Source organism: Octadecabacter temperatus (genome assembly GCF_001187845.1).
Taxonomy (GTDB): domain Bacteria; phylum Pseudomonadota; class Alphaproteobacteria; order Rhodobacterales; family Rhodobacteraceae; genus Octadecabacter; species Octadecabacter temperatus.
Genome location: NZ_CP012160.1, coordinates 875,234 through 898,904, shown reverse-complemented (window position 1 = coordinate 898,904; position 23,671 = coordinate 875,234). Strand labels below are relative to the sequence as shown.

General features: G+C 55.2%; 28 protein-coding genes and 1 tRNA gene. 10 read left to right on the top strand and 19 right to left on the bottom strand.

The window, feature by feature from the left end:
- Positions 1-553: 553 nt before the first annotated feature.
- Both OSB_RS04685 and OSB_RS04680 read left to right on the top strand, forming a co-directional pair.
- Positions 554-1,576: an alkane 1-monooxygenase gene (locus tag OSB_RS04685; RefSeq protein ID WP_049836047.1), complete on the top strand. Its 1,023-nt coding sequence runs from the start codon at positions 554-556 to the stop codon at positions 1,574-1,576.
- A 46-nt stretch (positions 1,577-1,622) separates the two neighbouring features.
- Entirely contained in the window at positions 1,623-2,015 is a 393-nt protein-coding gene (locus OSB_RS04680) for a hypothetical protein (RefSeq protein WP_049833894.1), read from the top strand.
- Between the two features lie 41 nt (positions 2,016-2,056).
- On the opposite strand, the gene xseA is transcribed toward OSB_RS04680, so the two are convergent.
- Positions 2,057-3,466 (bottom strand): exodeoxyribonuclease VII large subunit, encoded by a 1,410-nt coding sequence (gene xseA / locus OSB_RS04675; RefSeq protein ID WP_049833893.1) that lies wholly within the window; start codon positions 3,464-3,466, stop codon positions 2,057-2,059.
- 64 nt (positions 3,467-3,530) lie between these two features.
- On the opposite strand from xseA, the gene purD reads away from it, so the two are divergent.
- Positions 3,531-4,793 (top strand): phosphoribosylamine--glycine ligase, encoded by a 1,263-nt coding sequence (purD, locus tag OSB_RS04670; RefSeq protein ID WP_049833892.1) that lies wholly within the window; start codon positions 3,531-3,533, stop codon positions 4,791-4,793.
- A gap of 111 nt (positions 4,794-4,904) precedes the next feature.
- Here purD and OSB_RS04665 read toward each other — a convergent pair whose 3' ends face one another.
- The 5 genes from OSB_RS04665 to OSB_RS04645 all read right to left on the bottom strand — a co-directional run bounded on the left by OSB_RS04665 (position 4,905) and on the right by OSB_RS04645 (position 9,613).
- Positions 4,905-5,417 (bottom strand): CarD family transcriptional regulator, encoded by a 513-nt coding sequence (locus OSB_RS04665; protein ID WP_049833891.1) that lies wholly within the window; start codon positions 5,415-5,417, stop codon positions 4,905-4,907.
- A gap of 179 nt (positions 5,418-5,596) precedes the next feature.
- Positions 5,597-5,932, bottom strand: coding sequence for a ferredoxin FdxA (fdxA, locus tag OSB_RS04660; protein ID WP_049833890.1), 336 nt, complete (start codon positions 5,930-5,932; stop codon positions 5,597-5,599).
- 76 nt (positions 5,933-6,008) lie between these two features.
- Entirely contained in the window at positions 6,009-6,377 is a 369-nt protein-coding gene (locus OSB_RS04655) for an RNA-binding S4 domain-containing protein (protein ID WP_049833889.1), read from the bottom strand.
- Complete coding sequence (locus tag OSB_RS04650; RefSeq protein WP_049833888.1) at positions 6,374-9,052, bottom strand: helicase-related protein; 2,679 nt, start codon at positions 9,050-9,052, stop codon at positions 6,374-6,376. The genes OSB_RS04655 and OSB_RS04650 overlap by 4 nt, the downstream gene beginning before the upstream one ends.
- 21 nt (positions 9,053-9,073) lie before the next feature.
- Positions 9,074-9,613: a tetratricopeptide repeat protein gene (locus OSB_RS04645; protein WP_244882144.1), complete on the bottom strand. Its 540-nt coding sequence runs from the start codon at positions 9,611-9,613 to the stop codon at positions 9,074-9,076.
- Between the two features lie 118 nt (positions 9,614-9,731).
- Here OSB_RS04645 and OSB_RS04640 point away from each other — a divergent pair, with 118 nt between their 5' ends.
- The 3 genes from OSB_RS04640 (at position 9,732) to OSB_RS04630 (ending at position 12,913) form a co-directional block, all read left to right on the top strand.
- On the top strand, positions 9,732-10,022 hold the full coding sequence (locus OSB_RS04640; protein ID WP_049833886.1) for an SCP2 sterol-binding domain-containing protein: 291 nt from the start codon (positions 9,732-9,734) through the stop codon (positions 10,020-10,022).
- A gap of 1 nt (position 10,023) precedes the next feature.
- On the top strand, positions 10,024-10,971 hold the full coding sequence (locus OSB_RS04635) for an alpha/beta hydrolase (RefSeq protein ID WP_049833885.1): 948 nt from the start codon (positions 10,024-10,026) through the stop codon (positions 10,969-10,971).
- Between the two features lie 127 nt (positions 10,972-11,098).
- Positions 11,099-12,913 carry a M3 family oligoendopeptidase gene (locus OSB_RS04630; RefSeq protein ID WP_049833884.1) on the top strand — a complete coding sequence of 605 codons (1,815 nt, stop codon included), beginning with the start codon at positions 11,099-11,101 and terminating at the stop codon, positions 12,911-12,913.
- A gap of 79 nt (positions 12,914-12,992) precedes the next feature.
- Here the strand turns inward: OSB_RS04630 and OSB_RS04625 are convergent, their stop codons facing one another.
- The 6 genes from OSB_RS04625 to OSB_RS04600 form a co-directional block, all read right to left on the bottom strand.
- A complete protein-coding gene (locus OSB_RS04625; protein ID WP_049833883.1) occupies positions 12,993-13,307 on the bottom strand; it encodes a DUF4389 domain-containing protein in 315 nt (104 codons plus the stop codon).
- Positions 13,308-13,332: 25 nt separating this feature from the next.
- Positions 13,333-14,307: a Gfo/Idh/MocA family protein gene (locus tag OSB_RS04620; protein ID WP_049833882.1), complete on the bottom strand. Its 975-nt coding sequence runs from the start codon at positions 14,305-14,307 to the stop codon at positions 13,333-13,335.
- Positions 14,308-14,424: 117 nt separating this feature from the next.
- Entirely contained in the window at positions 14,425-15,321 is an 897-nt protein-coding gene (gene rpoH / locus OSB_RS04615) for an RNA polymerase sigma factor RpoH (protein ID WP_049833881.1), read from the bottom strand.
- Between the two features lie 194 nt (positions 15,322-15,515).
- Positions 15,516-15,842 (bottom strand): hypothetical protein, encoded by a 327-nt coding sequence (locus OSB_RS04610; protein WP_049833880.1) that lies wholly within the window; start codon positions 15,840-15,842, stop codon positions 15,516-15,518.
- Complete coding sequence (locus OSB_RS04605; protein WP_049833879.1) at positions 15,829-16,881, bottom strand: RluA family pseudouridine synthase; 1,053 nt, start codon at positions 16,879-16,881, stop codon at positions 15,829-15,831. The genes OSB_RS04610 and OSB_RS04605 overlap by 14 nt, the downstream gene beginning before the upstream one ends.
- A 163-nt stretch (positions 16,882-17,044) precedes the next feature.
- Positions 17,045-17,121 (bottom strand) — tRNA-His (locus tag OSB_RS04600).
- A 137-nt stretch (positions 17,122-17,258) separates the two neighbouring features.
- On the opposite strand from OSB_RS04600, the gene OSB_RS04595 reads away from it, so the two are divergent.
- Both OSB_RS04595 and OSB_RS04590 read left to right on the top strand, forming a co-directional pair.
- Entirely contained in the window at positions 17,259-17,450 is a 192-nt protein-coding gene (locus tag OSB_RS04595; protein ID WP_049833878.1) for a DUF6324 family protein, read from the top strand.
- A 35-nt stretch (positions 17,451-17,485) separates the two neighbouring features.
- Complete coding sequence (locus OSB_RS04590) at positions 17,486-18,301, top strand: DMT family transporter (protein WP_082166422.1); 816 nt, start codon at positions 17,486-17,488, stop codon at positions 18,299-18,301.
- On the opposite strand, the gene OSB_RS04585 is transcribed toward OSB_RS04590, so the two are convergent.
- The gene (locus OSB_RS04585; RefSeq protein WP_049833876.1) at positions 18,298-18,774 is read right to left on the bottom strand and encodes an MmcB family DNA repair protein; all 477 of its coding nucleotides are present in this window, start codon (positions 18,772-18,774) and stop codon (positions 18,298-18,300) included. The genes OSB_RS04590 and OSB_RS04585 overlap by 4 nt on opposite strands.
- A 124-nt stretch (positions 18,775-18,898) precedes the next feature.
- Here OSB_RS04585 and OSB_RS04580 point away from each other — a divergent pair, with 124 nt between their 5' ends.
- On the top strand, positions 18,899-19,216 hold the full coding sequence (locus OSB_RS04580) for an ArsR/SmtB family transcription factor (protein ID WP_049833875.1): 318 nt from the start codon (positions 18,899-18,901) through the stop codon (positions 19,214-19,216).
- The gene (locus OSB_RS04575; protein WP_049833874.1) at positions 19,213-19,626 is read left to right on the top strand and encodes an SRPBCC family protein; all 414 of its coding nucleotides are present in this window, start codon (positions 19,213-19,215) and stop codon (positions 19,624-19,626) included. Before OSB_RS04580 ends, OSB_RS04575 begins: the two co-directional genes overlap by 4 nt.
- 241 nt (positions 19,627-19,867) lie before the next feature.
- Here OSB_RS04575 and nusB read toward each other — a convergent pair whose 3' ends face one another.
- From nusB to OSB_RS04545, 6 genes are all read right to left on the bottom strand, one after another.
- A complete protein-coding gene (gene nusB, locus OSB_RS04570) occupies positions 19,868-20,350 on the bottom strand; it encodes a transcription antitermination factor NusB (protein ID WP_049833873.1) in 483 nt (160 codons plus the stop codon).
- The gene (locus tag OSB_RS04565; RefSeq protein ID WP_049833872.1) at positions 20,347-20,886 is read right to left on the bottom strand and encodes a 6,7-dimethyl-8-ribityllumazine synthase; all 540 of its coding nucleotides are present in this window, start codon (positions 20,884-20,886) and stop codon (positions 20,347-20,349) included. The genes nusB and OSB_RS04565 overlap by 4 nt, the downstream gene beginning before the upstream one ends.
- A complete protein-coding gene (ribB, locus tag OSB_RS04560) occupies positions 20,886-22,016 on the bottom strand; it encodes a 3,4-dihydroxy-2-butanone-4-phosphate synthase (RefSeq protein ID WP_049833871.1) in 1,131 nt (376 codons plus the stop codon). Before ribB ends, OSB_RS04565 begins: the two co-directional genes overlap by 1 nt.
- A 90-nt stretch (positions 22,017-22,106) precedes the next feature.
- On the bottom strand, positions 22,107-22,340 hold the full coding sequence (locus tag OSB_RS04555; RefSeq protein WP_049833870.1) for a hypothetical protein: 234 nt from the start codon (positions 22,338-22,340) through the stop codon (positions 22,107-22,109).
- Complete coding sequence (locus OSB_RS04550) at positions 22,337-22,906, bottom strand: hypothetical protein (protein ID WP_049833869.1); 570 nt, start codon at positions 22,904-22,906, stop codon at positions 22,337-22,339. The genes OSB_RS04555 and OSB_RS04550 overlap by 4 nt, the downstream gene beginning before the upstream one ends.
- Positions 22,906-23,502 carry a riboflavin synthase gene (locus OSB_RS04545; RefSeq protein WP_049833868.1) on the bottom strand — a complete coding sequence of 199 codons (597 nt, stop codon included), beginning with the start codon at positions 23,500-23,502 and terminating at the stop codon, positions 22,906-22,908. The genes OSB_RS04550 and OSB_RS04545 overlap by 1 nt, the downstream gene beginning before the upstream one ends.
- Positions 23,503-23,671: the final 169 nt, after the last annotated feature.

Below are 23,671 nucleotides of genomic sequence, written 5' to 3'. Positions count from 1 at the left end.
CCATCGCACGCGCCTCTGCTTCACGCTGTTCAATTTCAGCTTCTTTGCGCGCTTCTTCTTGACGGGCTGCTTCAGCTTCGCGTTCAGCTTTCGCCAATTCTTCAGCTTTCAGCGCTGCTTCACGCGCGCGCTCTTCTTCAGCCAAACGCGCCGCTTCTTGTTCACGCTCAACCTCGGCCACGCGCGCGGCTTCCACCCGGGCCGCTTCTTCTGCGGCAAGGGCGGCTTGTGCTTCCTCAGCGGCCTGTGCCTCAGCAACGGCCGCATCGTCCGGCTCGACCGCCTCAATTTCTTCCTCTACGCCACCATCTTCAATGATAGCGTCCAACCCTTCCTCAATTTTTGAGGATGATTTGAACAAACGGTCTTTGAGCTTCTTGAAAAACGCCATTGAGGGCTCCGAACTAAGGCTTTGGTAACACTTAATAGGCCAAATGCGCGGAAGTAACCCGCCACCACGAAAATTCCTTATCCAAGCCTCGCTTGAGACGCCATGTCGCGTTAGATTTGCGCAAATTCCACCTATATCGCGAGCATGCCTGTGCAAAACCCGATGCCAATCTTCTCAATCGTCACTTTGATGGCGCCTACACTTATCGCTGCTGGCGCGATTTGGGGTGGGATTTGGGCTGTTGCGGGCCTGTTTTGGATGACAGCACTGACCGCAAGTCTGGACATGCTGATCAGCCGGACCCTGACGACAGTTGAAGGCGACGAGTTTCCTTCGGCTGACCGTTTGTCTGTTGCGTTGTCGCTGGCGCATTTTGCACTGTGGCTCTTGGTCGTCGCGGCACTTAGCGGCTGGACCGATCTTGTCCTGTGGGAAAAGCTGGTCGTCTTCACGGCTGCGGGGCTGTTTATGGGGCAAGTTAGCAATTCAAACGCCCACGAACTCATCCATCGCCCCGGCCGTTGGCTTCGCCGCATGGGGCGCTGGATCTATATTTCGGTCCTGTTCGGGCATCACCTCTCAGCGCATACATTGGTGCATCATGTCCATGTCGGCACGAAATCCGACCCGAGCACGGCACGCAGTGGTGAAAGTTTTTATCGTTTCTTTGCAAGAGCATGGAAAGGCGGCTTTCGCGAAGGTCTTCGCGCCGAGAACCGCCGTTTTCCACAATCTGGTCGTCCTTGGTGGCGCCATCCTTATTACGCCTATGTTGTCGGTGCCGCGCTTGCGGTGATTACCGCTGCAGTCATTGGCGGCGCGACCGGTGTTCTGGCAGCTTTGTGTCTTGCTGGGTTTGCCCAAACGCAGCTGATGTTGTCTGATTATGTACAACATTACGGGCTGTCGCGGCGCATCTTGGAGAACGGCAAACCCGAACCAGTGGGTGCACGCCATTCTTGGAACGCACCACACCTAATGTCCTCTGCGTTAATGCTAAACGCGCCGCGCCATTCGGATCACCACGCCCATCCCGCGCGTGCGTTCCCAGCGTTGCGGTTAAGTGACGACATGCCGATGTTGCCACGCTCCTTGCCGGTTATGGCCTGTGTTGCGCTTTATCCGCGTCTTTGGCGCCGCGTCATGGATCCACATGCCGCGCAGTGGCAACAGCCTTCGCAATAGCGACTTTGGACTTTCCGCGCGGTGCCGTTTCTGCCAGAATTCGGGCATGCGTACATTTATCATTACTCTTGTACTAGCCAGCCCCGCATGGGCCGAAACTCCAATCGACGGGGATGCCTTCGAGGCTTTGGTAACAGGTAAAACCTTGACCTATTCCAACGCAACGGGCCCTTACGGCATTGAATATTACGCGCCGAACCGTCAGGTGATCTGGTCGTTCATTGGCGGTGAGTGTGAAGTTGGAAAATGGTCCGAAGTTCCAACTGAAATTGGGCCAAGCATCTGTTTTACTTATGAAAGTGAGCCTGACCCGCAATGCTGGTATGTCTATGACAATGACGGTCAGATACGTGCAGATTTTGTCGGTCGCGTTGCTGGATCGATCCTATATCAGCTTGCTGAAACGGAACCATTGGTTTGCGGCGGCGTTGGTGCCTGAGGCAGCGGGCGGTATTTTGAGTATTTAGAAGCCAAAGAAAGCTAAAAGAGACTGCCTTGATCAGGGGCAGGAATTTTGGTTTTGGCTTTGAGGGTTTGTTTGCCCGCAGGTTTCATTTTTCCATCGGCGAATTCGATTTCAAGTGAGGTAGCGGCTTTTGCAGCTTTCGCCGTCGTGACGACATCGCCATCCCCCCGCACCACGGCATAACCACGCTTCAAAGTTTCGCGATAGCCCAATGTTTCGCGCATCCGGTCCAATGCATCCAGACGGCTACGTTGGCGTTGAGTTTGGGTCACGGCCGCCGAAACAAGCCGCGCATTTCGGCTGTCCAATCGCTCACGCCCTTGGATGATCCGGTTGTTCAACATGCTCGGGCGCAGATGGCCTGCGACTTCTCCCAGACGCAAACGCCCGACACCAACGCGTGCCTGAAGCGCTGCATCCAGTTTTTCTGACCAATAATCAAACCGTTGTTTGGCGTCTTCGGTCAGCTGTTCCGGTTTCGGAAGCACCCGTGCCAGATCCGCGACACGCTGTTTACGCCGCACCACTGCATCACTCACAGCGCGGGATGCGCGCGCGCCCATCTGGTCTACTGCAGCCATCAAATCCAACCGTACCGGAACCGCCATTTCGGCGGCCGCAGACGGTGTAGGCGCACGTTGATCAGATACGAAATCGATCAATGTCGTATCGGTTTCATGCCCAACGGCCGAGATAAGAGGGATGGAAGATGCAGCCGTCGCGCGTGCCACGGCTTCTTCGTTAAACCCCCAAAGATCCTCAATAGAGCCGCCCCCACGCGCCACGATAATCAAATCTGGACGTGGCAATGCGCCCCCTGGCGTCATTGCATTGAACCCCTCAATCGCACGCGCCACTTGCGGGGCGCACTCTTTGCCCTGAACTGCCACTGGCCAAACGATCACCTTGCGTGGAAAACGGTCCCGCAAGCGATGCAGAATATCACGAATTACCGCACCTGTCGGCGATGTCACAACGCCGATAACTTCAGGTAAAAACGGCAGGCCTTGCTTTCGATCCGCCGCAAACAGCCCCTCAGCCTCAAGCGCCTTTTTGCGCTTATCAAGCATCGCCATGAGCGCGCCCACACCCGCCACAGAAACTTCAGTTGCGTTCAATTGGTATTTGGATTGGCTACCGAACGTGGTCATTCGGCCGTGAACGACGACCTCCATGCCTTCTTCGGGGATAACCGAAAGTTCCGAAACCTGCCCTTTCCACGTGGTGCAGGCCAGAACATTGCGATCATCCTTAAGGTCAAAATACAAATGTCCTGATCGCGCCTGCACGACGCGCCCCACTTCTGCTTTGACCCGCACATGGCCAAATTCGCCCTCAATGGCGCGTTTCACTGCGCCTGAAAGCTCGCTCACCGTAAATTCAGGGGTATTGCCTGCGGCTTCGGGTTCGTCAATTAGGTCCATTGGGTGCTCTTGTGCTGACTTCCTGCGCACCTTAAACGGCAGCAAAGCGGAAGGGAAACAGCTGATGAACATCCTTATCTTGGGCGGCGGCGGACGCGAACATTCACTTGCATGGGCCGTAAAGCAAAACCCTAAATGTGATCGCCTAATTGTTGCCCCTGGCAATGCTGGAATCGCCCAAATCGCTGAATGTGCTGATCTGGACATCGAAAATGGCGATGCAGTCGCGGCGTTCTGCGCAGAAAACGCGGTTGAGTTCGTCATCATCGGGCCAGAAGCCCCCCTCGCCGCTGGTGTCGCGGATATTTTACGCGGAAACGGGCTTGTCGTTTTCGGATGTTCCAAAGCCGCGGCGCAGTTGGAATCGTCCAAAGCTTTCACAAAAGCAATCTGCGACGCATGCGACGCGCCAACAGCCGGTTATGGGCACTTTACGGACGCGACGCAGGCGCATGCCTATGTCGATCAGCAAGGCGCGCCTATCGTGATCAAGGCCGATGGACTTGCGGCCGGTAAAGGCGTTGTAGTCGCGATGGACCTCGAAACCGCGCACTCTGCAATTGATGATATGCTTGGTGGTCAGTTTGGCGCTGCTGGCGCTGAAGTCGTTATTGAGGAATTCATGGATGGCGAAGAAGCGTCTTTCTTTATCCTTTGTGACGGCGAAACCGTCCTTCCCGTTGGCACCGCACAAGACCACAAACGCGCCTTTGACGGCGATGAAGGCCCGAACACCGGCGGTATGGGCGCCTATTCGCCCGCTCCGGTTCTTACCGATGCCATCGCGGACATTGCGTTGAATGAAATCGTAAAGCCAACGGTCGCTGAAATGGCCAAACGTGGCACTCCGTTTCAAGGCATCCTCTATGCAGGGCTAATGATCAAAGACGGAAAGCCCCGCCTCGTCGAATACAACGTACGCTTTGGGGATCCCGAATGTCAGGTCCTAATGATGCGGCTTGGCGCGCAAGCCTTAGACCTTCTACATGCCTGCGCCGAGAACCGCCTCTCAGATGTCTCACCAACATGGGCAGATGATCACGCGATGACCATCGTGATGGCCGCTAACGGCTACCCAGGATCTTACGAAAAAGGTTCAACAATCAAAGGTCTAGACGCCCTTCCCGAAACATCGTCTGAAATGACATTCCACGCGGGCACCGCAGAAAAAGACGGTCAAACAATCGCGACAGGTGGCCGCGTCCTCAACATCACGGCCCGTGGCGCATCGCTTCAAGACGCCCACGCACGCGCCTACGCAATGACCAAGCAGGTCGATTGGCCCGAGGGTTTTTATCGCACCGACATCGGACATCGCGCGCTCTGACTTTCACTTTCTCGATCGTCTGGCATAAGCGCCCTTGCGATTGGCTAAGCCTCCTTAAAAACAACAAAAGCCGCCCACTTGGGGCGGCTTTTTCAATTCTTTAACAGAAACTTAGGCTGCAGATGCGCGGCTTTGAAGTGTATCCGTGATCTCGTTGCCTGCATCGGTTTCGTTGCCATTGCCAACAGCCGCAAATTCACGTGTCAGACGCTCAAGTGCGGCTTCGTACAGCTGACGTTCGGAATAGCTCTGCTCGCGCTGATCATCGGCACGGTGCAGGTCACGGACAACTTCAGCAATCGCGATCAGATCGCCAGAGTTGATCTTCTGCTCGTATTCCTGCGCACGGCGGGACCACATGGCCTTTTTGACCTTCGCTTTGCCCTTCAGCGTTTTCATGCAATCAGCAACAACATCGGCTGACGCAAGCGAACGCATGCCCACTTCTTCCGCTTTATTCGTCGGAACCTTTAACGTCATCTTGTCCTTTTCGAACGCGATCACGAACATTTCCAGCTCAAAGCCTGCAACTTCTTGCGTTTCAATCGAAACGATTTTGCCAACCCCATGCGCGGGGTAAACGACGAAATCATTCGGGCTGTAATCATATTTCTTCTTGGCCATTCTACTGGTCCTTCTCTCAAATTCAGCATCACCACACGACAAAAAATCCGGCGGCGACCATAGGTCTCCGTCAGATCACATCGTCAAATCTGGTTCAGCAATAACGCGGCATTAAAGCCATCATAGCACAAAAATCGCCTGATTCCCACTAGCATATTGATATGCTGCACGTCGGCGTTTTAGCCGCCCTCACCTGGCGCTTCAGAAAACAGGTCCATCTTGCCTTCTTTGCCGTCCATCTCTTCGGCTGTCGGCAATTGGTCTTTCTTGGTGATGATAACCGGCCATTTTTCGGAATACTTGCGGTTAAACTCAACCCACTTTTCCATGTCCGGCTCAGTATCGGGGCGAATCGCGTCCGCAGGGCATTCAGGTTCACAGACGCCACAGTCGATACATTCATCAGGATGAATCACGAGCATGTTCTCACCCTCATAGAAGCAATCTACGGGGCAAACTTCAACGCAATCAGTGTATTTGCAAGCAATGCAGGCATCATTGACGATGTAGGTCATAGTCTCGTGTCCTTTGTGGTCACGGCGTCTGTAACGACCACCCGCAAGACCTTCAAGACCTGACATTAGGGCCGTATCAGCGGGACCCCTTTAAGATGTCCATGTCACGGCGGTCCTTCTTGGTCGGACGCCCACCAACCCTATGTTCTAATGGGTTAATTCGCGGCTCACGTGCCGGAGTCAAATCTTCGTATAAAGCTTGTGCTTCCGGAGCTGGTCCACGCCGCACGCCGAGACCCAGCACCTTAACAATGCGCACCTCGTCTTCTTTTGGGAAAGTCAGCACCACACCGGCCGAGATCGCGCGACTTGGTTTGGAAACAGGCGTGCCATCCACCCGAATGCGCCCTGACTTAACGAGCGCGGCGGCCAGCCCGCGCGATTTAAAAAACCGCGCGTGCCAGAGCCATTTGTCTAATCGGAGACTGTCAGCAGCCTCGCTCAATCCTTCTTAAGCCCTGCCAAGGCAGCGGCGAACGGATTGTCGGGATCAATTGCTTTTTCCTTCCGCGGCGGACGTGCCGAGAAGTTCTGCGCCTTGTTGTCCCGTTGTGGTTTACCACCGCGCTTGCCCTTTGGCGGGCCTTTGCGTTGTGGCTTGTCGCCTTGTGGGCGTGGGCTGCGCTTAGGTGCCCAAGTGATGGTGTAATACACCTCCATCTCAGGGCCTTCTTCGGCCTTTTCAGTAGGTGCGACTTCAGCGGCCTCAGCATCCGGCGTGGCCTCTAGCGTCGCTTTCACCTTCTCGCGTTCGCCCTTTTCAGCCTTGTAGCCAAGACCTTCCATGAGGTTCGCAAATTGCTCAAGCGTCATGCCTGTGATCGACAGCATATCCGCCGTCGCCTCAAAACCCGCACGCGTGTTCTGGTCGCGCAGCATATCTGCAAGGCGTTCCAGCATATCGATCCGGATCGCGCGCGCACCAGCGGCGCGGTAGCCTGACATTGTGTATGTTCCGTCAGGCAGGCCATCAATGGTTGGCACAGTGACCAAGCCTGGGGGCGGCGCTTCAGGGAAGTCTTGCAAACCTTTAGAAAGGCTCCACAAAACCAAACGCAAACGTGTTGGTGCGGGCTTCAATAGCAACGGCATAAAGATCGTGAACTGGCCGAAACGAACACCGTGCTTACGCAATGTACCACGGGCGTCTTGTTCAAGCGCTTTGACCTCATCGGCGACATCACCGCGTGGAACAACGCCGAAACTTTCGGACAGACGGAAGGCAAATCCTTTGGCGAGACCTTCCATGGCCTCGTCCGCGTTCATCTTCAACATCGGCTCAAACGCGGTCGCGATCTTGCGGTCAATGAAGTGCTGCAAACGGCGCTGCACTTTTTCAGCAACCTCCGCGCCAGCCTCATCATCGACGAACGCAACAACAGTCGGCTTCAATGGATCTTGGCCTGCGACCAGTTTCCCAACGGCCTCGGCACCCCACATCAGGCCACCTTGCTCGGTGAAATCAATCTCGGTGTCGGGCGCGTTATAGAAACGGTCCGCGCGCAAATGGAACTGCGGAGCCAGTGCCTGAATGCATGCCGCGCGAATGGTTTTCGCTTCTTCGGCTGACGCATCCTTGTCCTGACGGAACCGGAATCCCTCGATTTTTCCAACAAACTGTCCTTCGACAGTCACTTCACCTTTGTCGTTTACGTCGGCCACAAGGCCCTCCTTTTGGTTGAGCCGGCGAAGCAAAACACTTGTCCGCCGGTCCACAAATCTTGCTGTCAGGCGTTCATGCAACGCATCTGATAGGCGGTCTTCTACAGCCCGCGTCACCTCACGCCAATGGCTTTCGTCACTTACCCAACCTTTACGCTGGGCCACGTAAGTCCATGTGCGGATATATGCCAACCGTTTTGACAGCGCATCGATGTCGCCATCTGTTCGATCAATACGGTTTACGCGCCCTGCAAGCCAATCGTCGGGCACACGTCCTGTTTGATGTAGGAAGTTATAAATATCGGTTAACAACTGTGCATGTTCGGCGTTGCTGATGCCGCGAAAATCCGGAATGCCGCACACGTCCCACAGCATATGCACCGACGGCCCATCTGTCGCGCGCGCCGCAACTTCAGCATCGGCGGAAACCGCCTTTAGCGCACCTAGGTCATCACTTTCACGCACGCGGGTTAGCCACGGATCATCTGTGCGTTCTTCTAACGTTTGAATGAGGCGTTTGACCGAACCAAACTGCAGCCGCGCATTGCGCCATTGCAGTTTTTTAACCGGCGCGAACTGGTTGTCCTGAATTGCATCCACCACATCGTCATCCAGTAACGGCGCCTCACCGGTCACACCGAACGTGCCGTTGTTCATATGGCGCCCAGCGCGTCCGGCGATCTGCGCCAGCTCGTTCGGCATCAAATGACGCATACGACGGCCATCAAACTTAGTGATTCCCGAAAACGCCACGTGATCGACATCAAGGTTCAGGCCCATCCCAATGGCGTCCGTCGCGACTAGATAATCGACATCGCCGTTTTGATACATTTCGACCTGCGCATTGCGCGTGCGCGGCGAAAGTGCCCCCATAACCACCGCAGCGCCCCCCTTTTGACGGCGCAAAAGCTCGGCGATTGCATACACATTCTCAACCGAGAACCCGACGATCGCCGATCTCGCAGGCATCCGGCTTATCTTTTTGGAACCTGAATACGTTAGCGTACTGAACCGTTCCCGTTTCAGGAACTCCGCCTCGGGAACCATGCTCGCAATTGCGCCCCACATGGTCTCAGCACCCATGAAAAGGGTCTCATGTAACCCGCGCATACGCAGCAGGCGGTCAGTGAACACATGCCCGCGATCCAGATCGGCACAGAGTTGGATTTCATCAATCGCCACGAAGTCCGCGCCGATATCCTGCGGCATTGCTTCAACGGTGCTGACCCAGTATTTCGCACGCGGCGGCACAATACGTTCTTCACCCGTCACCAGCGCCACCACGCTTGGGCCGCGCAACGCGACGATGCGGTCATAAACCTCACGCGCCAGCAATCGCAGCGGCAGGCCGATTACACCGGTGCGATGCGCCAGCATCCGTTCGATCGCGTAGTGCGTTTTACCTGTATTGGTGGGCCCCAAGACAGCCACAACCCGCCCGCTATTCAGGGTCGACATGTTCACATTCCCTAAAAGACGTTAAAGCGCTTCGCCGCGTAGTTGGACCTGCAATCTTTCAATCATCGCAAAGACTTCCGGATTATTCGGGGCCAGCAGTTCAACCTTTTGCCAGACCTCAAGTGCGTCGTTTGGGCGTCCGATTTCTTCTAGCACAACCGCAACACCCGTCATCGCCCCAAAATGGCGCGGCTCTAGCACCAAGACCTGACGCAAATCATCAATCGCAGGGCCGATCAGCCCCATCTGATAGTAGGCAGTGGCCCGCCCGTTGTATCCTTCGGCGAAATCTGGCGCATGATCCACCAAAGCCGTGAAATGTTCGACTGCAATTTCAGGGGTGCCAGCGACCAGCGCGTCGTCCCCGCGTCGATACAGCAAATCCATCGCCGCTGAGCCACTTTTGGACCATTCCGTAACGATTTGGCCCTCAATCCGCTCCGACTCACCCGGCTCTGCCTCAAGCAATTGTTCAAACAATTGATCTAAACGGTCAGCTTCAGCGCTCGTTTGCGCGTAAATAGGTGTGGAAATCCCCACTCCTATAAAAAGTGCCGCCACGATAGAATTGTGAAGATGTTTCTTAATGCCCATAGTGGAGAGTGTAGCGCATACCGCGCGATCTACCAGAGGCCCTGCATCACAACTTCGGGGTCATAACAAAGGACGAGACCACATTATGAGCGACGTTATCACCCAAGCCGTTGACGCCCTGAACGCCAAAATGGGCGCAGACGGTTTTGACGGGACCGCAAAATTCGACATCGAAGGCGAAGGCGCCATTGTAATCGACGCAAACGGCGCACGCGCGGCTGACGACGATGCAGACGTCACGCTGTCTGCAAGCGCGGATACGTTCAAGGCGATCCTTGACGGTGAACAAAACCCGACATCCGCCTTCATGACAGGCAAGCTGGCCGTTGATGGCGACATGGGCCTTGCGATGAAACTCGCCGGAGTGCTGAGCTAATATGACAAACGCGGCCCCCTACCACGCTGATATCGCTGGAATTTCTGATGGAATTTGCCATTGGTTATTGACCGTGGATGGGGTCCGCATTCGCGTCGGCCATTGGCCTGTCGCAGATGCAAAGGGAACGGTTCTTATCTTCCCTGGACGCACTGAATACATTGAAAAATACGGCCGCACAGCCAAAGACCTTGCCAAGCGTGGCTTTGCGTCTGTTGCAATTGACTGGCGCGGCCAAGGCATCGCAGATCGCTTGCTGGAAAACCGCGCCGTTGGCCATGTTGAAACGTTTGAGGACTATCAGCTCGACGTGAAAGCCATGCTCGCGCATGTCAAAACGCTTGGCCTTCCCGAACCTTATCACCTGCTCGGGCATTCAATGGGCGGCTGCATCGGTTTGCGCGCGCTTCATGACGGGCTGCCGGTGCAATCCGCTGTCTTCACGGCACCGATGTGGGGTATCAAAATGTCTGCTGCTTTGCGCCCGATCGCTTGGGGTCTTAGCTCGGTTAGTAAGCCGTTAGGCTTTTCCGAAATCTTCGCACCGGGCCAACAAGCAGAAACTTACGTTTTGCGCGCTGAAGCAGGCGACAACACGCTCACGTCGGATATCAGCAGTTTTGAATTGCTCCAAAACCAGCTCAAGACCCACCCTGATCTTGCGTTGGGTGGTCCATCCTTGCACTGGCTGAACGAATCCTTGCGCGAAATGCGCACGCTTTCGCAGCGCCCATCGCCTGACATTCCTTGCCTCACATTCCTTGGCACTGACGAGGCGATTGTCGATCCTGCTCGCATTTACCAACGCATGGAAAATTGGCGGCGCGGTGAACTCGTCGTTCTTGAGAACGGCCGCCATGAGGTTTTGATGGAGAAACCTGAGATACGCGACCGCGTTCTTGACGGCGCGGAACGCCTGTTTCTCGCGCAAACTCCAGAAATGGTCTAAGCGCCGGTCGAAAGATACGTCGCGCTGCTTCCCATTTTCTTTTGTTTCAAAAATACCCCCCCGGAGGGCCGTCTAGCCAAATCCGCCGCGCGTGCCTACATAAGACAAAACCAACAATGAGGCTTCCATGTTTGACCCCCGCACATTTGACGCTAATTCATCCTCCGGCACACCATTCGGTGACCTGCCAGAATGGGATCTGACGGACCTGTACCCGTCCACCGACGCCAAAGAACTTAAGCGCGATATGGATTGGCTCGAGGCTGCCTGCCAAAGCTTTGCATCTGATTACGAAGGTAAACTGGCCGATCTGGATGCCGATGGATTGCTCGAAGCCGTCAAACGGTATGAGCAAATCGACATCATCGCTGGGCGCATCATGTCATTCGCGGGCTTGCGTTATTACCAGCACACCACAGACCCTGAGCGCGGTAAATTCATGTCCGACACGCAGGACAAAGTCACCACGTTTACAACGCCGCTGGTGTTCTATGGGCTGGAATTCAACCGCATGGACGACGCCCATGTCGACGGGCTGTTGGCAGCAGACGCCGACCTTGCGCGATACAAACCCATCTTTGACCGCATGCGGGCGATGAAGCCGTACCAATTGTCTGACGAGATGGAAAAGTTCCTGCATGATCAGTCTGTTGTGGGAACATCCGCATGGAATAAGCTGTTCGATGAAACCATTGCTGGACTTAAATTCACCGTTGATGGCGTAGAAATGAACATCGAGGGTACGCTGAACCTGCTGTCCGATCAGGACCGCGCGACCCGTGAAAAAGGTAGCCGCGAACTCGCCCGTGTGTTTGGTGAAAACGTTGGCTTGTTTGCCCGCGTTCACAACACCCTCGCCAAAGAAAAAGAGATCGAAGATCGTTGGCGTGGAATGCCCTCCGCTCAGGCGGGCCGCCACCTGTCCAACCACGTCGAACCCGAGGTGGTTGAAGCACTGCGAAATGCCGTCGTTGACGCCTATCCACGCCTGTCACACCGCTATTACGCGCTCAAAGCCAAGTGGATGGGCCTTGAGACGATGGAAGTCTGGGACCGCAACGCGCCGCTACCGATGGAAGACGATCGCACCGTCAGCTGGGATGAGGCCGAGACAACGGTGATGGACGCATACGCCGCGTTCGACCCACGCATGGCCGAAATTGCCAAGCCGTTCTTCACCGATGGTTGGATCGATGCAGGCGTCAAAGATGGCAAAGCACCGGGCGCTTTTGCACACCCGACGGTCACAACCGTGCACCCTTACGTCATGCTCAACTATCTCGGAAAACCGCGTGATGTCATGACCTTGGCACATGAACTTGGCCACGGCGTGCATCAGGTACTCGCGGCTGAACAGGGCGAATTGCTGTCGTCCACCCCCCTTACTTTGGCGGAAACAGCATCGGTGTTTGGTGAAATGCTGACCTTTCGAAAGCTGCTCGAAAAGTCTGAAACGCAAGAAGAACGCAAAGTCCTATTGGCTGGCAAAGTTGAGGACATGATCAACACCGTGGTCCGCCAAATTGCCTTCTATGATTTTGAATGCAAACTCCACGCAGCTCGTGGCAACGGCGAACTTACACCGGATGACATCAACGCGTTGTGGATGTCAGTTCAGGGCGAAAGCCTTGGCCCTGTGTTCAACTTCATGGACGGTTATGAAACGTTCTGGGCCTACATTCCCCACTTCGTCCATTCACCATTCTACGTCTACGCCTACGCGTTCGGCGACGGCTTGGTGAACGCGCTTTACGCCGTCTATGAGGACATGGGCGAGGAGTTCAAAGACAAGTATTTCGACATGCTCAAAGCGGGTGGTTCAAAACACCACACCGAATTGCTGGCCCCGTTCGGGCTGGACGCATCTGACCCGAAATTTTGGGCGAAAGGCCTCGGCATGATTGAAAGCATGATCGACGAGCTGGAAGCGATGGAAGGCTAATCGCCACAAAAAACACTTGGTGCGCCTTGGTTTTAAACCAAGGCGCACCAATTCGTTTAATCAATTAAAGTCGAACTGCTTAGTCCAATTCCGTCCACGGCCAAGGTTTCACTTCGGACGCAGCCGTTTGATAACGTGTTGCTTTGGCGAACCAAATCCCAACATCGGTTCCAAGATCCGCAATCCGTTCATTGGGTTGTTTGTCGTTCACCAACATGATGATGAATTGGATCACCGCCAAAATGCCGATCGCCGTACTCGCAAAGCTCATCATGATAGAAATCAGGATCAGATAAAGCAGCCGCGTGAACAGGTTTTCCTGAACAGGATCTTCTGGTTCTCGCTTAGACGTATTTTCCGGCATTACATCGTCGAACTCATGCGGGTCGGCCATTTCGAATCTCCTTGTTAGTGGCAGTCTAGCGCGAGGTCGCAGCCGCATAAACCGCATCAATCACCGCCTGCGTGGCACGCGCATCTTCAAGTGTCCACGCAAACGCGGCACCACCTCGAACAGATGCGCAAAACGCTTCAACTTGCGTTTTATACTGCGCAACTTCGGGCCAGCGTTCTACACGAGCAGCCCCATCGCTTTGCGTCAGTTCAATCCGCGCTTCACCGTATTTCCCGGGGTTAAACGGGGCAGTCACGTGGATGCGTCCAAGGGTTCCGTAAAACGTCATGCTTTGGGAGTTGTGCACGTTCATCGCCGTCACCCAATGGGCACTAAACCCTTCAAACCGCGCCGAAACACGCGCACAAATATCGACCCCATTGAGGTAATCAATATCCGCGAACGTAATTTCAAGCGGCTCCCGCCCCGTCGCCAAACGCGTGGAACCAATGGTGTAAACGCCAATATCAGGCAGGCTGCCCCCACCCTTGGCGGCATCAAACCGCACGTTGGACAGATCCGGATTGTTGTAAGTGAAAAACCCATCCACATGGCGCAATTCACCTATCGCCCCCTCCGCGATCATCTCTCGCACGCGTGTCCATTGTGGATGATGCGCAATCATAAAGGCTTCACTGCACTGCAGGCCGGATTCATCACGCAAGGCAATCAATGGCTCAATCTGCGCAGCCTTCAACCCGACAGGCTTCTCAACCAAAACATGCTTGCCAGCGTTTAGGGCTTTTTGGGCCCATTCAATATGTAGATGGTTTGGCAGCGGAACATAAACGACATCAACGTCCGCGTCTGACAGCACTGCATCATAGGTTTCATGCACCCGCAGGTTTGGGGCGAATGCCGCAAAAGGCGCGGCTTTTTCAAGTGACGATGTGCCCAGCGCCACCAATTCAGCACCATGTGCGGCATGGATCGCCGGCCCCATATGCTCACGCGCGAACTTACCTGCGCCCAAAACCGCCCACCGAACCGATTGTGTCATACTGCCTGTTTCTTTCTTAAGTTTTGTCTTTGTCTCTCAAATATCCCCGCCGGAGGCATCCAGCGCAAGAAAAAGGGCGCCAACCATTCCGGTCTGCGCCCCATCAAACATAAGCCATTAAGCGTTTTCTAGCATGCCACGCTCACGGGCGAGCGTTTGCATCTTCTTTTGCAACTTTTCAAACGCGCGCACTTCGATTTGGCGGATGCGTTCGCGGCTGACGTCATATTGGCCGCTCAATTCTTCAAGCGTGATGGCTTTTTCCATCAAGCGGCGCTGCATCAGAATGTCCTTTTCACGGTCATTCAACACATCCATCGCTTCGGCCATCAACTCGCGGCGCATGTCCAACTCATCTTTGGCTTCATAATCACCGGCTTGGTCAGCGGATTCGTCTTCCAACCAATCTTGCCATTGCATCGTACCTTCGCCTTCAGACCCGACTGTCGCGTTCAGGGATGCGTCCCCACCGGACATCCGGCGGTTCATGGACACAACTTCGTCCTCAGTCACCCCTAGGTCATTGGCAATGCGCTGCACGTTCTCAGGGCGCAGATCGCCCTCTTCCAGCGCGCCAATACGGTTCTTGGCTTTGCGCAGGTTGAAGAACAGCTTCTTTTGCGCGGATGTTGTGCCCAGCTTGACCATTGACCAGCTGCGCAGCACGTATTCCTGGATGGACGCACGGATCCACCACATCGCATAGGTCGCAAGGCGAAAGCCCTTTTCAGGGTCAAAGCGTTTCACAGCCTGCATGAGGCCGACATTCGCCTCAGAGATCACTTCGGCTTGCGGCAGGCCGTATCCACGGTACCCCATCGCAATCTTGGCCGCCAATCGCAGGTGCGATGTTACCATTTTATGCGCAGCTTCGGTGTCCTCGTGGTCCACCCAGCGTTTGGCCAACATGTATTCTTCATCCGGTTCCAGCATTGGAAACTTGCGGATGTCCTGCATGTAGCGGTTCAGACCTTGTTCCGGCGACGGGGCCGGTAGATTTGTATAAGATGACATGTTTGTCCCCCTCATTTTATTCGCGTCCCATTATGGCAACGCGGCCGCATATGTTTACGGCCTTAACATCAATATGGTCACACTTTCGATCAATTCAAGACTGATCGGTTCACTTTTCGTAAATTAGACTTAAGGAACAATGAACAGTTTACGAGATGTGTTTCTGTGTGTTCACGCACATGGGACTGTGTGTTTCAGCCCGGAACTTCGCCCGTCGCGTAGTATTTGGGGAGAAAATCAACAGAAACCGAGCGGCTACAGGCCTGTTTTATGTGTTTATCAACGGTGTTGGTCAGCTTTTCCAAAAGCGTTTGCATGAAAACATCGTCACGGTGTGGTTTTTCAAGAACCTGAACCGTCAAGAAAACATGGCTATGTTGATAGCTCGCCGCCGGATAAGCCCGCCCCTTACATTTTCCTGCTCCGCTATCAAAGTCGCCAATCACCGCTTCGATCTCAGCCAAAAGACCCTCCGCGTCGATATCCATATCGCTGGAATACTTAAGATCAGCTTGAGGCATTGGAACTTTCCTTTGATGCACCAAGTGCGGCGATCAGATCGCACATGTCTTTGGGCATCGGGGCCTCGAAACGAAGCATGTCTTTGCTCACGGGATGTTCAAACCCCAATGTCGCGGCGTGCAATGCTTGGCGGTAAAATGTGCGTGCGGCTTCGCGTCCAACTTCACCCACTGCCTTTTCAGACAACTTGCGCCGTCCACCATATGTCGGATCACCGATCAAGCCGTGGCCCGCGTGGGTAAGGTGTACGCGGATTTGGTGCGTGCGCCCCGTTTCCAGCCAGCAATCCAATAGTGCTGCAACCGCTGGCGTACCAAGCGGTTCAACAATGCGTGCACGTGTCACTGCGTGACGGCCATTGTGCCAAACCACCTGTTGTTTTTGACGGTCATGCTTGTGGCGGGCCAGCTGCGTTTGCAATTTCAGGATATTGCCGGGCTCAAAGCTCGCGCCTTTGATGCCACGCACGCGCGGGTCATTGCTGTCTGGGACGCCGTAACAAATCGCGCGGTAGTGGCGCTCAACTGTGTGGGCTTCAAACTGGGCTGCAAGGCCGTGATGTGCGCGGTCTGTCTTTGCAACGACCAGTAACCCACTGGTTTCTTTATCAATGCGGTGAACAATTCCGGGGCGCTTTTCACCACCGACACCAGACAGTGCCTCGCCGCAATGATGCAGTAGCGCATTAACCAATGTCCCACCCGGCGTTCCCGGTGCAGGGTGAACAACCATGCCCGTGGGTTTGTTGATTACGATCAGATCGTCATCTTCATAAACCACATTCAACGGAATGTTTTCAGGCGCGACGTGATAGTCATCCGCGATCTCAACCTTGATCTCAACAGCGTCCCCTTCGGCGGGTTTCGCGCGCGGATCCGTGACCACCTTGCCATTCACCTGCACCGCTCCATCCGCCAAAAGGCGCGATAAACGCGAGCGGCTTAGGGCCGCATCAATCGGTACATTCAACGCCAACGCCTTATCCATCCGCGCAGGTGGATTTTCGGCAATGATGAATTCTACAGTCGTGGCAGACATGACGGCCTCTCCAATAATCTAGAAGGGGTCTTAGTTCGCACACGCGCCCATGTCACGCCCCGCAAGTGACTCGCCCACCTCAACAACGCAATCCTCGCGCTGTTTGACCCTTGTGCAGGGACAAACGCCGAAAGCATGCAAGATTAGACAATTGGAGGGGGGATGGTACCGCCTCCCCGGCTTGAACGGGGGACCTCTGGTTCCACAAACCAGCGCTCTAACCAACTGAGCTAAGGCGGCATCAGGAGCGATTTAGCGAGGGCGGCGATCGATTGCAATACCCAAGCTGCGCTTTGGGTAGGCGTTTTTTCACAGGTCTTGCTAAGAAGCGCCCGCGCGGGGTAAATCGGGGCCAAGCATTCCAAAGGATCAGGGCCATGGGCATTAACGACGAACGCGATATCGAAGCGAACCTTCAAATCGGTCCGACCGACATTGGGCAGGTGCGCCTGTTCATCGAAGGGTCTGGCATTGAGATCCCAATGGACTTCTCGCCTGACGAAGCCGAGGAAATCGCAGAAGAAATCGTTGCCGCCGCCAAGGCTGCCCGCATGGTGCAATCCCGCTAGTGCAGCCTATAGCGCTTTGGCGCGTTGGACTTGTCATGGTGACGTCGATGACGCTGATCGTCGGTGGGGACGTCGCCGCGAAAGTGCTGACACAAGATGGGTTCAGCCCAATTTTCATCGCATGGACACGCTTTGCGCTCGCCTTTGTGGTGTTACTGCCGTTTTGCGGGCTTACCCGCGCTGATGCCCCTGCCCTGCGTGACCCGCGTGTGTTGCTGCGGGCGCTGCTGATTGCGGGTGGCATTAGCTGCATTCTGACTGCGCTGCGGACCGAACCGGTGGCAAACGTGTTCGGCGCATTCTTTGTTGGCCCGATCTTTGCTTTTGCCCTGTCTGCCGTTTTGCTCAAAGAACGGGTGACGCTAACCCGCGCAGTTCTGTTGGGCCTCAGCTTTGTGGGCGTCCTCCTCGTTGTGAAACCCGGTTTCGGCATCACGTTCGGCATGGGGCTTGCGGTTCTCGCTGGGCTTTTGCACGGCAGTTACGTGGTCTCAACACGCTGGATCGCACCGCTGTATCGGCCAAGGCTGCTGCTCTTGTCACAGCTATTCCTTGGCGCAATCATTCTCGCCCCCTTTGGCCTTGCCGCACTGCCGAACACAGTGACATGGGCCGCCCTTGGCCTGATCGCTATTAGTGCGTTTGGGTCGGCCTTAGGGAACTTGATGCTGGTTTTACTAAGCAAAACAACGCCTTCAAACGTGATCGCGCCACTGATTTACACCCAGCTTATACCGGCGACATTGTTTGGGTTTCTCGTGTTTTCGGAATGGCCCGATTGGGTCAGCTTTGTTGGCCTCGCAGTGATCTTCACAACCGGCCTTGCGTCACTGGCCTTGTCACGACGCTAGAACAATCCAATTTTTAGACGATGTTTCGGGTCGCGAATGACCTGCAAGCGCTGCGCTGCCGTTCGCGCAAACTTCCGCACCATCACCTTGCGCCGCGCAGCCGCAAGTTTGTTTTCGGGCGCCATGCGAACCACCTCGCCGTCGTAAGCATCCGCGATGATTAGCCCTGTCTCATCTGGAAGCAATTCTGTCGGGAACTCGGCGTCCACGGCCCAGAAGAAACGATCACACCATTCAAGATAGCCCTGCCATTTTCGATCAGATTGAAAGTCAGCACGGCTGGATTTGCATTCCACAACCCAGACTTCACCCTTTGGTCCAAGCGCCATCACATCAACCCGCAGCCCACGCGTTGGCACCAATTCTTCGACACAAACAAAGTCATGACTGCGCAAATGGCGGCACACCCCACGGGCCAACAATTGGCCAGTTTGGTAGCTGCTTACGTTATCATGGATCGCGTTATCGGGCATTCCACAAAGATGAACAAAAAGTGAACATCCGTCAAGGCGTGGATCATTTCCACAAAACCCACTTGACGTGATACCAATTGGTATCGCATTAATGTGAAACCTTTTGGTATTACGTGAGTCGAAAATGAATGAACCCCAGCCACTATTCCGCGCCCTTGCTGACCCGACCCGCCGTGACATCTTGCTGATGTTGCGCGGTGAAGACCTAACAATCGCGCAGGTCGCCGAGAATTTCGACATGACCCGCGCGGCCGTTAAAAAGCACCTGACGGTGTTGTCCGACGGCGGGCTCATCACTGTGCGTGCCCAAGGGCGCGAACGCTATAACACCCTAAACCCAAACGCTTTTGCCCCGATCAAAGACTGGCTGTCGTACTTCGATGCCTTCTGGGATGACCGCCTAAGCGTACTCAAATCAGCCATCGAAAAGGATGCACAATGACCAACACATTGAACAAGACCATTTACCTCAAGGCGACCAAAGCAGACGTTTGGGCGTTCCTGACGGACCCAGAAAAACTGGCGATGTGGTTTCACAAACCAAAGGTCGCGTTGGCCCAAAGTGACGCCTATGCAATGTACGGCACAACAAGCGGCGATAAGTTGATGTGGGGCGATGTCGTTGTGGCAAACCCGCACGACTACCTAGAATACACCTTCACCATCGCGCCAATGGGCGATGCAACAAGCACCGTGAAGTGGACGCTGGAAGACGTTGCGGGCGGCACACGCCTGTCCTTGGTTCATGAAGGCTTGCCAGCTGCCGAAGAAGCATTCGGCCTGACGCTTGCCCTAGACAAGGGGTGGGAAGGTCATTTCGCGGACCTGCGCAAAGCGCTCCACGGGGAGTAACACAACCCTTGTAGAAGCCTGCCCGCCGCACTACGTGTTGTCGTGGCGGGCTTCTGCTCCTCTCGTAACACAGTGGCATAATTCCAGTGGCCTTACGCAAATCCGAGGTGGCTGGCGCTGTCGGGGCTCAGGCTTCGTTACCTGGCTACCACCTGTACATACAGGTCCTCGGGAATACATGACCCTACGGTTGCTGCGGGGCCCGCCACATTCCACGTATTCAGATTGTTTAGAAGCGCGCTTAAAACGCGTCTGGCTTGGCTGTTTTTGCCATATGGTCAAGCACAGCGTTCACGAACTTCGGCTCATCGCCATCGTCAAAAAACGCACGTGCTACGTCGACATATTCGGTAATCGCAACACGCGGTGGCGTATCACGGCCAAGGATTTCGACGCCAGCGGCACGGAAAAGCGCGCGCAAAGTCGGGTCGATACGGCCAAGCGGCCAACGCGCGACCAGTGCGCGGTCTGTCAGCTTGTCGATCTCAACCTGTTTCTCAACCGCGACTTCTACCAGCATTTTGAAATGCGCGATGTCGCCATCAATCATTTCGGCACCATCATAGGTCTCGCCGAAACGGTAATTCATGAACTCAGCCGTCACCTTGTCGATCGTCTGCGCGGAGTGTTCCATCTGAAACAACGCCTGCACAGCGTAAAGCCGTGACGCAGATTTCATTTTACGTCGTTGGTTGCCAGACAAGTTTGAGTTTGCGTCGGTCATGCTGTGGTGTTGCCATCTGTATTGCCCGCCATCAGAATGTCGTTGGTGAATCCAACGCCTGTGGCAGAGCGGCCCCACTTACGGCTGAGTGCAATCAAGTGCAAGGCCGCAGCAGCTGCACCGCCACCTTTGTTTTGATCTTTCGGATCCGCACGAACCTCAGCCTGCTTTTGGTTCTCAACTGTCAGGATACCATTGCCGATGCACAGCCCCTGAAGGCCAAGTAACTGAATAGCGCGGCTGCTGTCGTTGCAGACCGTGTCATAATGGGTTGTCTCACCACGGATCACGCAGCCAAGTGCTACGTAGCCGTCAAAATTGCTCATACGTTCGGCGATGCCGATTGCTGTTGGAATTTCCAACGCGCCCGGAACATGCACCACGTCCAATGTGGCCCCTGCAACTTCGAGTTCGGCGATCGCACCGGCGATTTGGTTGTCGCTGATCTCTTTGTAATAAGGCGAAGCCACAATCAGGACTTTGACAGGTGCGTCAAACGTCGGGCGGTCTAGAATGTGGTGTGATGATCCAGCCATTAGCCAAGCTCCGAAATTTTGCGTGTGCCGATAATTTCCAGCCCGTAAGCTTCAAGGCCTACGATCTTGGGTTTCGGGGAATTGGTCAGCAATTCGATTTGGCCTAGCCCCAAGGACGACAAGATCTGCGCCCCTAGCCCGTATTGGCGCAGGGTATTTGGGGACACATCGTCATGCGCTTCCATTTTCATGGACGTGTCGCGCAACAGAACTACAACGCCGCGCCCTTCTTCTTCGACGCGCTTCATCGCTTCGCCAAATTCGGATGTGCGCCCTTTGGGGCCGATACCAACAACGTCCAGCATCGGGTCCATCGCATGCATGCGCACCAAAACAGGCGCGTCGCCTGAAATATCGCCCTTGGTCAGCACGATATGCTCGTCGCCGTGGGTTTCATCAGCGTAAATCTTCATATCCCATTCACCGCCGAACTCGGATGTGATGGTTTCTTCCGTCCGCACGCGCACGAGGTTGTCGTGGCGACGACGGTAGGCGATCAGGTCGGAAATCGTGCCGATCTTCAGACCGTGCGTTTGCGCGAAAGCAACCAGATCCGGCAAGCGGGCCATTTCGCCGTCGTCTTTCATAATCTCGCAAATCACACCGGACGGGTTAAGCCCCGCAAGGCGCGAGATATCAACAGCCGCTTCAGTATGGCCGGCACGCACCAACACACCACCCGCACGCGCGCGCAGTGGGAATACATGTCCCGGCGTTGCGATGTCTTGCGCGCCTTTGGTCGGATCAATCGCAACAGCCACTGTTTTGGCGCGGTCTGCGGCGGAAATACCGGTGGTGACACCTTCACGCGCCTCAATGGACACGGTGAAAGCCGTCTCATGGCGGCTAGAATTATGCGTGGACATCAATTGCAGGCCCAGCGCGTCGAGGCGGTCAGCAGGCAACGTCAAACAGATCAACCCGCGCCCGTATGTCGCCATGAAGTTGATAGCATCCGGCGTTGCCATCTGTGCGGGGATCACCAGATCGCCTTCGTTCTCACGATCCTCGTGATCGACCAAAACAAACATGCGGCCATTACGAGCATCATCGATGATGTCTTCGATGCTGGAAATCACGTCTTTCCAGTCAGTCTCAACGGGGCCGGGTTTTTCAAACGATTGGTTCATGGGAATCCTCTCAGCGTCTTAAGGCGCAATAGCCTGTGGGCCGTGATTTGGAAAGGGCTAGGCCGTGCGGCGTAGCGCCTTTCGGGCGTGTCAGTCCATCAACCATTCAACGTTACGCGTCGCAGCCGTATAGGCCGCAAATTGGGTTGTGTAGGTCTTTGCAGCGTCGTCTTCGACCAGCTGCCAGTCGTCCTGTTCGCCCTCACCACGGTGATATTCGGCGTAGGTGAAATGGCCCTCAGTGTGGCTAAGAATGTCTACGATGCGCAATCCTTCATCGTCCTCAAGGGAGGTAACGACTTCGGGTTCGGTTTGGTCTGTCATTGGGTAACCTCGAAAAATGTCTGTGCAGGAAGCGCACCGGCCATGCGGCCCGCTTCAACCCACTCGCGTTCCATTGCGGTGTCGCAAATCAGGATGAAACGGCTAGGTGGGCGGCCAACTTGCGCGAAAACGTCGCGCAGGTGCGCGCGCTTTTCCACCCAAGGGGCCAGCGGCATTGGGGCTGTGTGTGCTGTTTGAAGTGGTGGCGTTAGTTGGTCCGGCGTGGTCGGTAACTGTGCCAGACCGATGGAGCGCGCGTCTTTCAGAGCGGCGATTTTGGCTGCCTTACTTGCCGCAACTTTGTCCGCGCGACGCAGTACATCCAGTGCATTGTTGGAAAACATGAAGCCGATCAAATCGTCACCTGACGACGCGCGAAGGCCTGCGTAGGTCTTATAAGGCAGGCCCAATTCTTTTGCACGTGCCACGCGTCGGCGCACGACTTCAATCGGGAGAGTCGGCATAAGTTGTTTACGTGCTTTCGCCCAGACATGGGTGCGCCAGCTTTTGCCAGGCTCATCCACACGGCCCGAGTTATGCCCGATCCCAGGGGTAAAATCCGGCATTAGCTATAGTCCTGCAGGCGTGCGACGTAGCGGGCCATTGTGTCGACTTCGAGGTTCACAGGATCGCCAACTTTTGCGTCCCCCCATGTCGTCACGGATTTGGTGTGCGGGATGAAATTGATGCCGAATTTCGCACCATCAACCTCGTTTACTGTTAGGGACGTTCCGTTCAACGCAACCGACCCTTTGGGCGCGATAAAGCGCCCCAAATCATCGGGTGCCTCAAGCGTGACGCGTGTACTGTCGCCCTCATCGACCATTTCAACGATGGTGGCGACGCCGTCTACATGACCCGACACGATATGCCCGCCAAGTTCATCGCCAACTTTCAGCGCACGTTCTAGGTTAACACGTTTGCCAACCACCCAAGCGCCTAGCGCGGTCTTACTGACGGTTTCGGCTGAAATATCAACGTCATACCAACCGCGTAAATCTGTACCTTTGGCGACAACCGTCAGGCAAACCCCGTCAGATGCAATCGACGCCCCGATATCGATGCCCGAAATGTCGTAATCGGTGCCGATACGCGCCCGCAAATCACCGCGATTTTCTAGCGCCAGAATTTCACCTACGTCTGTGATGATACCTGTGAACATTGCGTATCCTTCTCATATTTCCACGTCTTACCCTTGGCCTAGCCCCTTGATCGCAGGGGGGCAAGGTGGCTAGGTGGTTGCGGGCGCGGCATATGCCATATTTCGGCCAAACTGATTGGTTAACTTCGCCGAAACCCGCACCGACTAATGATGGGACTAACGTGAGCGC

Coding starts and splice junctions, on each gene's coding strand:
- OSB_RS04685 (WP_049836047.1), top strand. CDS start 554: ATGCCAATCTTCTCAATCGTCACTTTGATGGCGCCTACACTTATCGCT.
- OSB_RS04680 (WP_049833894.1), top strand. CDS start 1,623: ATGCGTACATTTATCATTACTCTTGTACTAGCCAGCCCCGCATGGGCC.
- xseA (WP_049833893.1), bottom strand. CDS start 3,466: ATGGACCTAATTGACGAACCCGAAGCCGCAGGCAATACCCCTGAATTT.
- purD (WP_049833892.1), top strand. CDS start 3,531: ATGAACATCCTTATCTTGGGCGGCGGCGGACGCGAACATTCACTTGCA.
- OSB_RS04665 (WP_049833891.1), bottom strand. CDS start 5,417: ATGGCCAAGAAGAAATATGATTACAGCCCGAATGATTTCGTCGTTTAC.
- fdxA (WP_049833890.1), bottom strand. CDS start 5,932: ATGACCTACATCGTCAATGATGCCTGCATTGCTTGCAAATACACTGAT.
- OSB_RS04650 (WP_049833888.1), bottom strand. CDS start 9,052: ATGTCGACCCTGAATAGCGGGCGGGTTGTGGCTGTCTTGGGGCCCACC.
- OSB_RS04640 (WP_049833886.1), top strand. CDS start 9,732: ATGAGCGACGTTATCACCCAAGCCGTTGACGCCCTGAACGCCAAAATG.
- OSB_RS04635 (WP_049833885.1), top strand. CDS start 10,024: ATGACAAACGCGGCCCCCTACCACGCTGATATCGCTGGAATTTCTGAT.
- OSB_RS04630 (WP_049833884.1), top strand. CDS start 11,099: ATGTTTGACCCCCGCACATTTGACGCTAATTCATCCTCCGGCACACCA.
- OSB_RS04625 (WP_049833883.1), bottom strand. CDS start 13,307: ATGGCCGACCCGCATGAGTTCGACGATGTAATGCCGGAAAATACGTCT.
- OSB_RS04620 (WP_049833882.1), bottom strand. CDS start 14,307: ATGACACAATCGGTTCGGTGGGCGGTTTTGGGCGCAGGTAAGTTCGCG.
- rpoH (WP_049833881.1), bottom strand. CDS start 15,321: ATGTCATCTTATACAAATCTACCGGCCCCGTCGCCGGAACAAGGTCTG.
- OSB_RS04610 (WP_049833880.1), bottom strand. CDS start 15,842: ATGCCTCAAGCTGATCTTAAGTATTCCAGCGATATGGATATCGACGCG.
- OSB_RS04605 (WP_049833879.1), bottom strand. CDS start 16,881: ATGTCTGCCACGACTGTAGAATTCATCATTGCCGAAAATCCACCTGCG.
- OSB_RS04595 (WP_049833878.1), top strand. CDS start 17,259: ATGGGCATTAACGACGAACGCGATATCGAAGCGAACCTTCAAATCGGT.
- OSB_RS04590 (WP_082166422.1), top strand. CDS start 17,486: ATGGTGACGTCGATGACGCTGATCGTCGGTGGGGACGTCGCCGCGAAA.
- OSB_RS04585 (WP_049833876.1), bottom strand. CDS start 18,774: ATGCCCGATAACGCGATCCATGATAACGTAAGCAGCTACCAAACTGGC.
- OSB_RS04580 (WP_049833875.1), top strand. CDS start 18,899: ATGAATGAACCCCAGCCACTATTCCGCGCCCTTGCTGACCCGACCCGC.
- OSB_RS04575 (WP_049833874.1), top strand. CDS start 19,213: ATGACCAACACATTGAACAAGACCATTTACCTCAAGGCGACCAAAGCA.
- nusB (WP_049833873.1), bottom strand. CDS start 20,350: ATGACCGACGCAAACTCAAACTTGTCTGGCAACCAACGACGTAAAATG.
- OSB_RS04565 (WP_049833872.1), bottom strand. CDS start 20,886: ATGGCTGGATCATCACACCACATTCTAGACCGCCCGACGTTTGACGCA.
- ribB (WP_049833871.1), bottom strand. CDS start 22,016: ATGAACCAATCGTTTGAAAAACCCGGCCCCGTTGAGACTGACTGGAAA.
- OSB_RS04555 (WP_049833870.1), bottom strand. CDS start 22,340: ATGACAGACCAAACCGAACCCGAAGTCGTTACCTCCCTTGAGGACGAT.
- OSB_RS04550 (WP_049833869.1), bottom strand. CDS start 22,906: ATGCCGGATTTTACCCCTGGGATCGGGCATAACTCGGGCCGTGTGGAT.
- OSB_RS04545 (WP_049833868.1), bottom strand. CDS start 23,502: ATGTTCACAGGTATCATCACAGACGTAGGTGAAATTCTGGCGCTAGAA.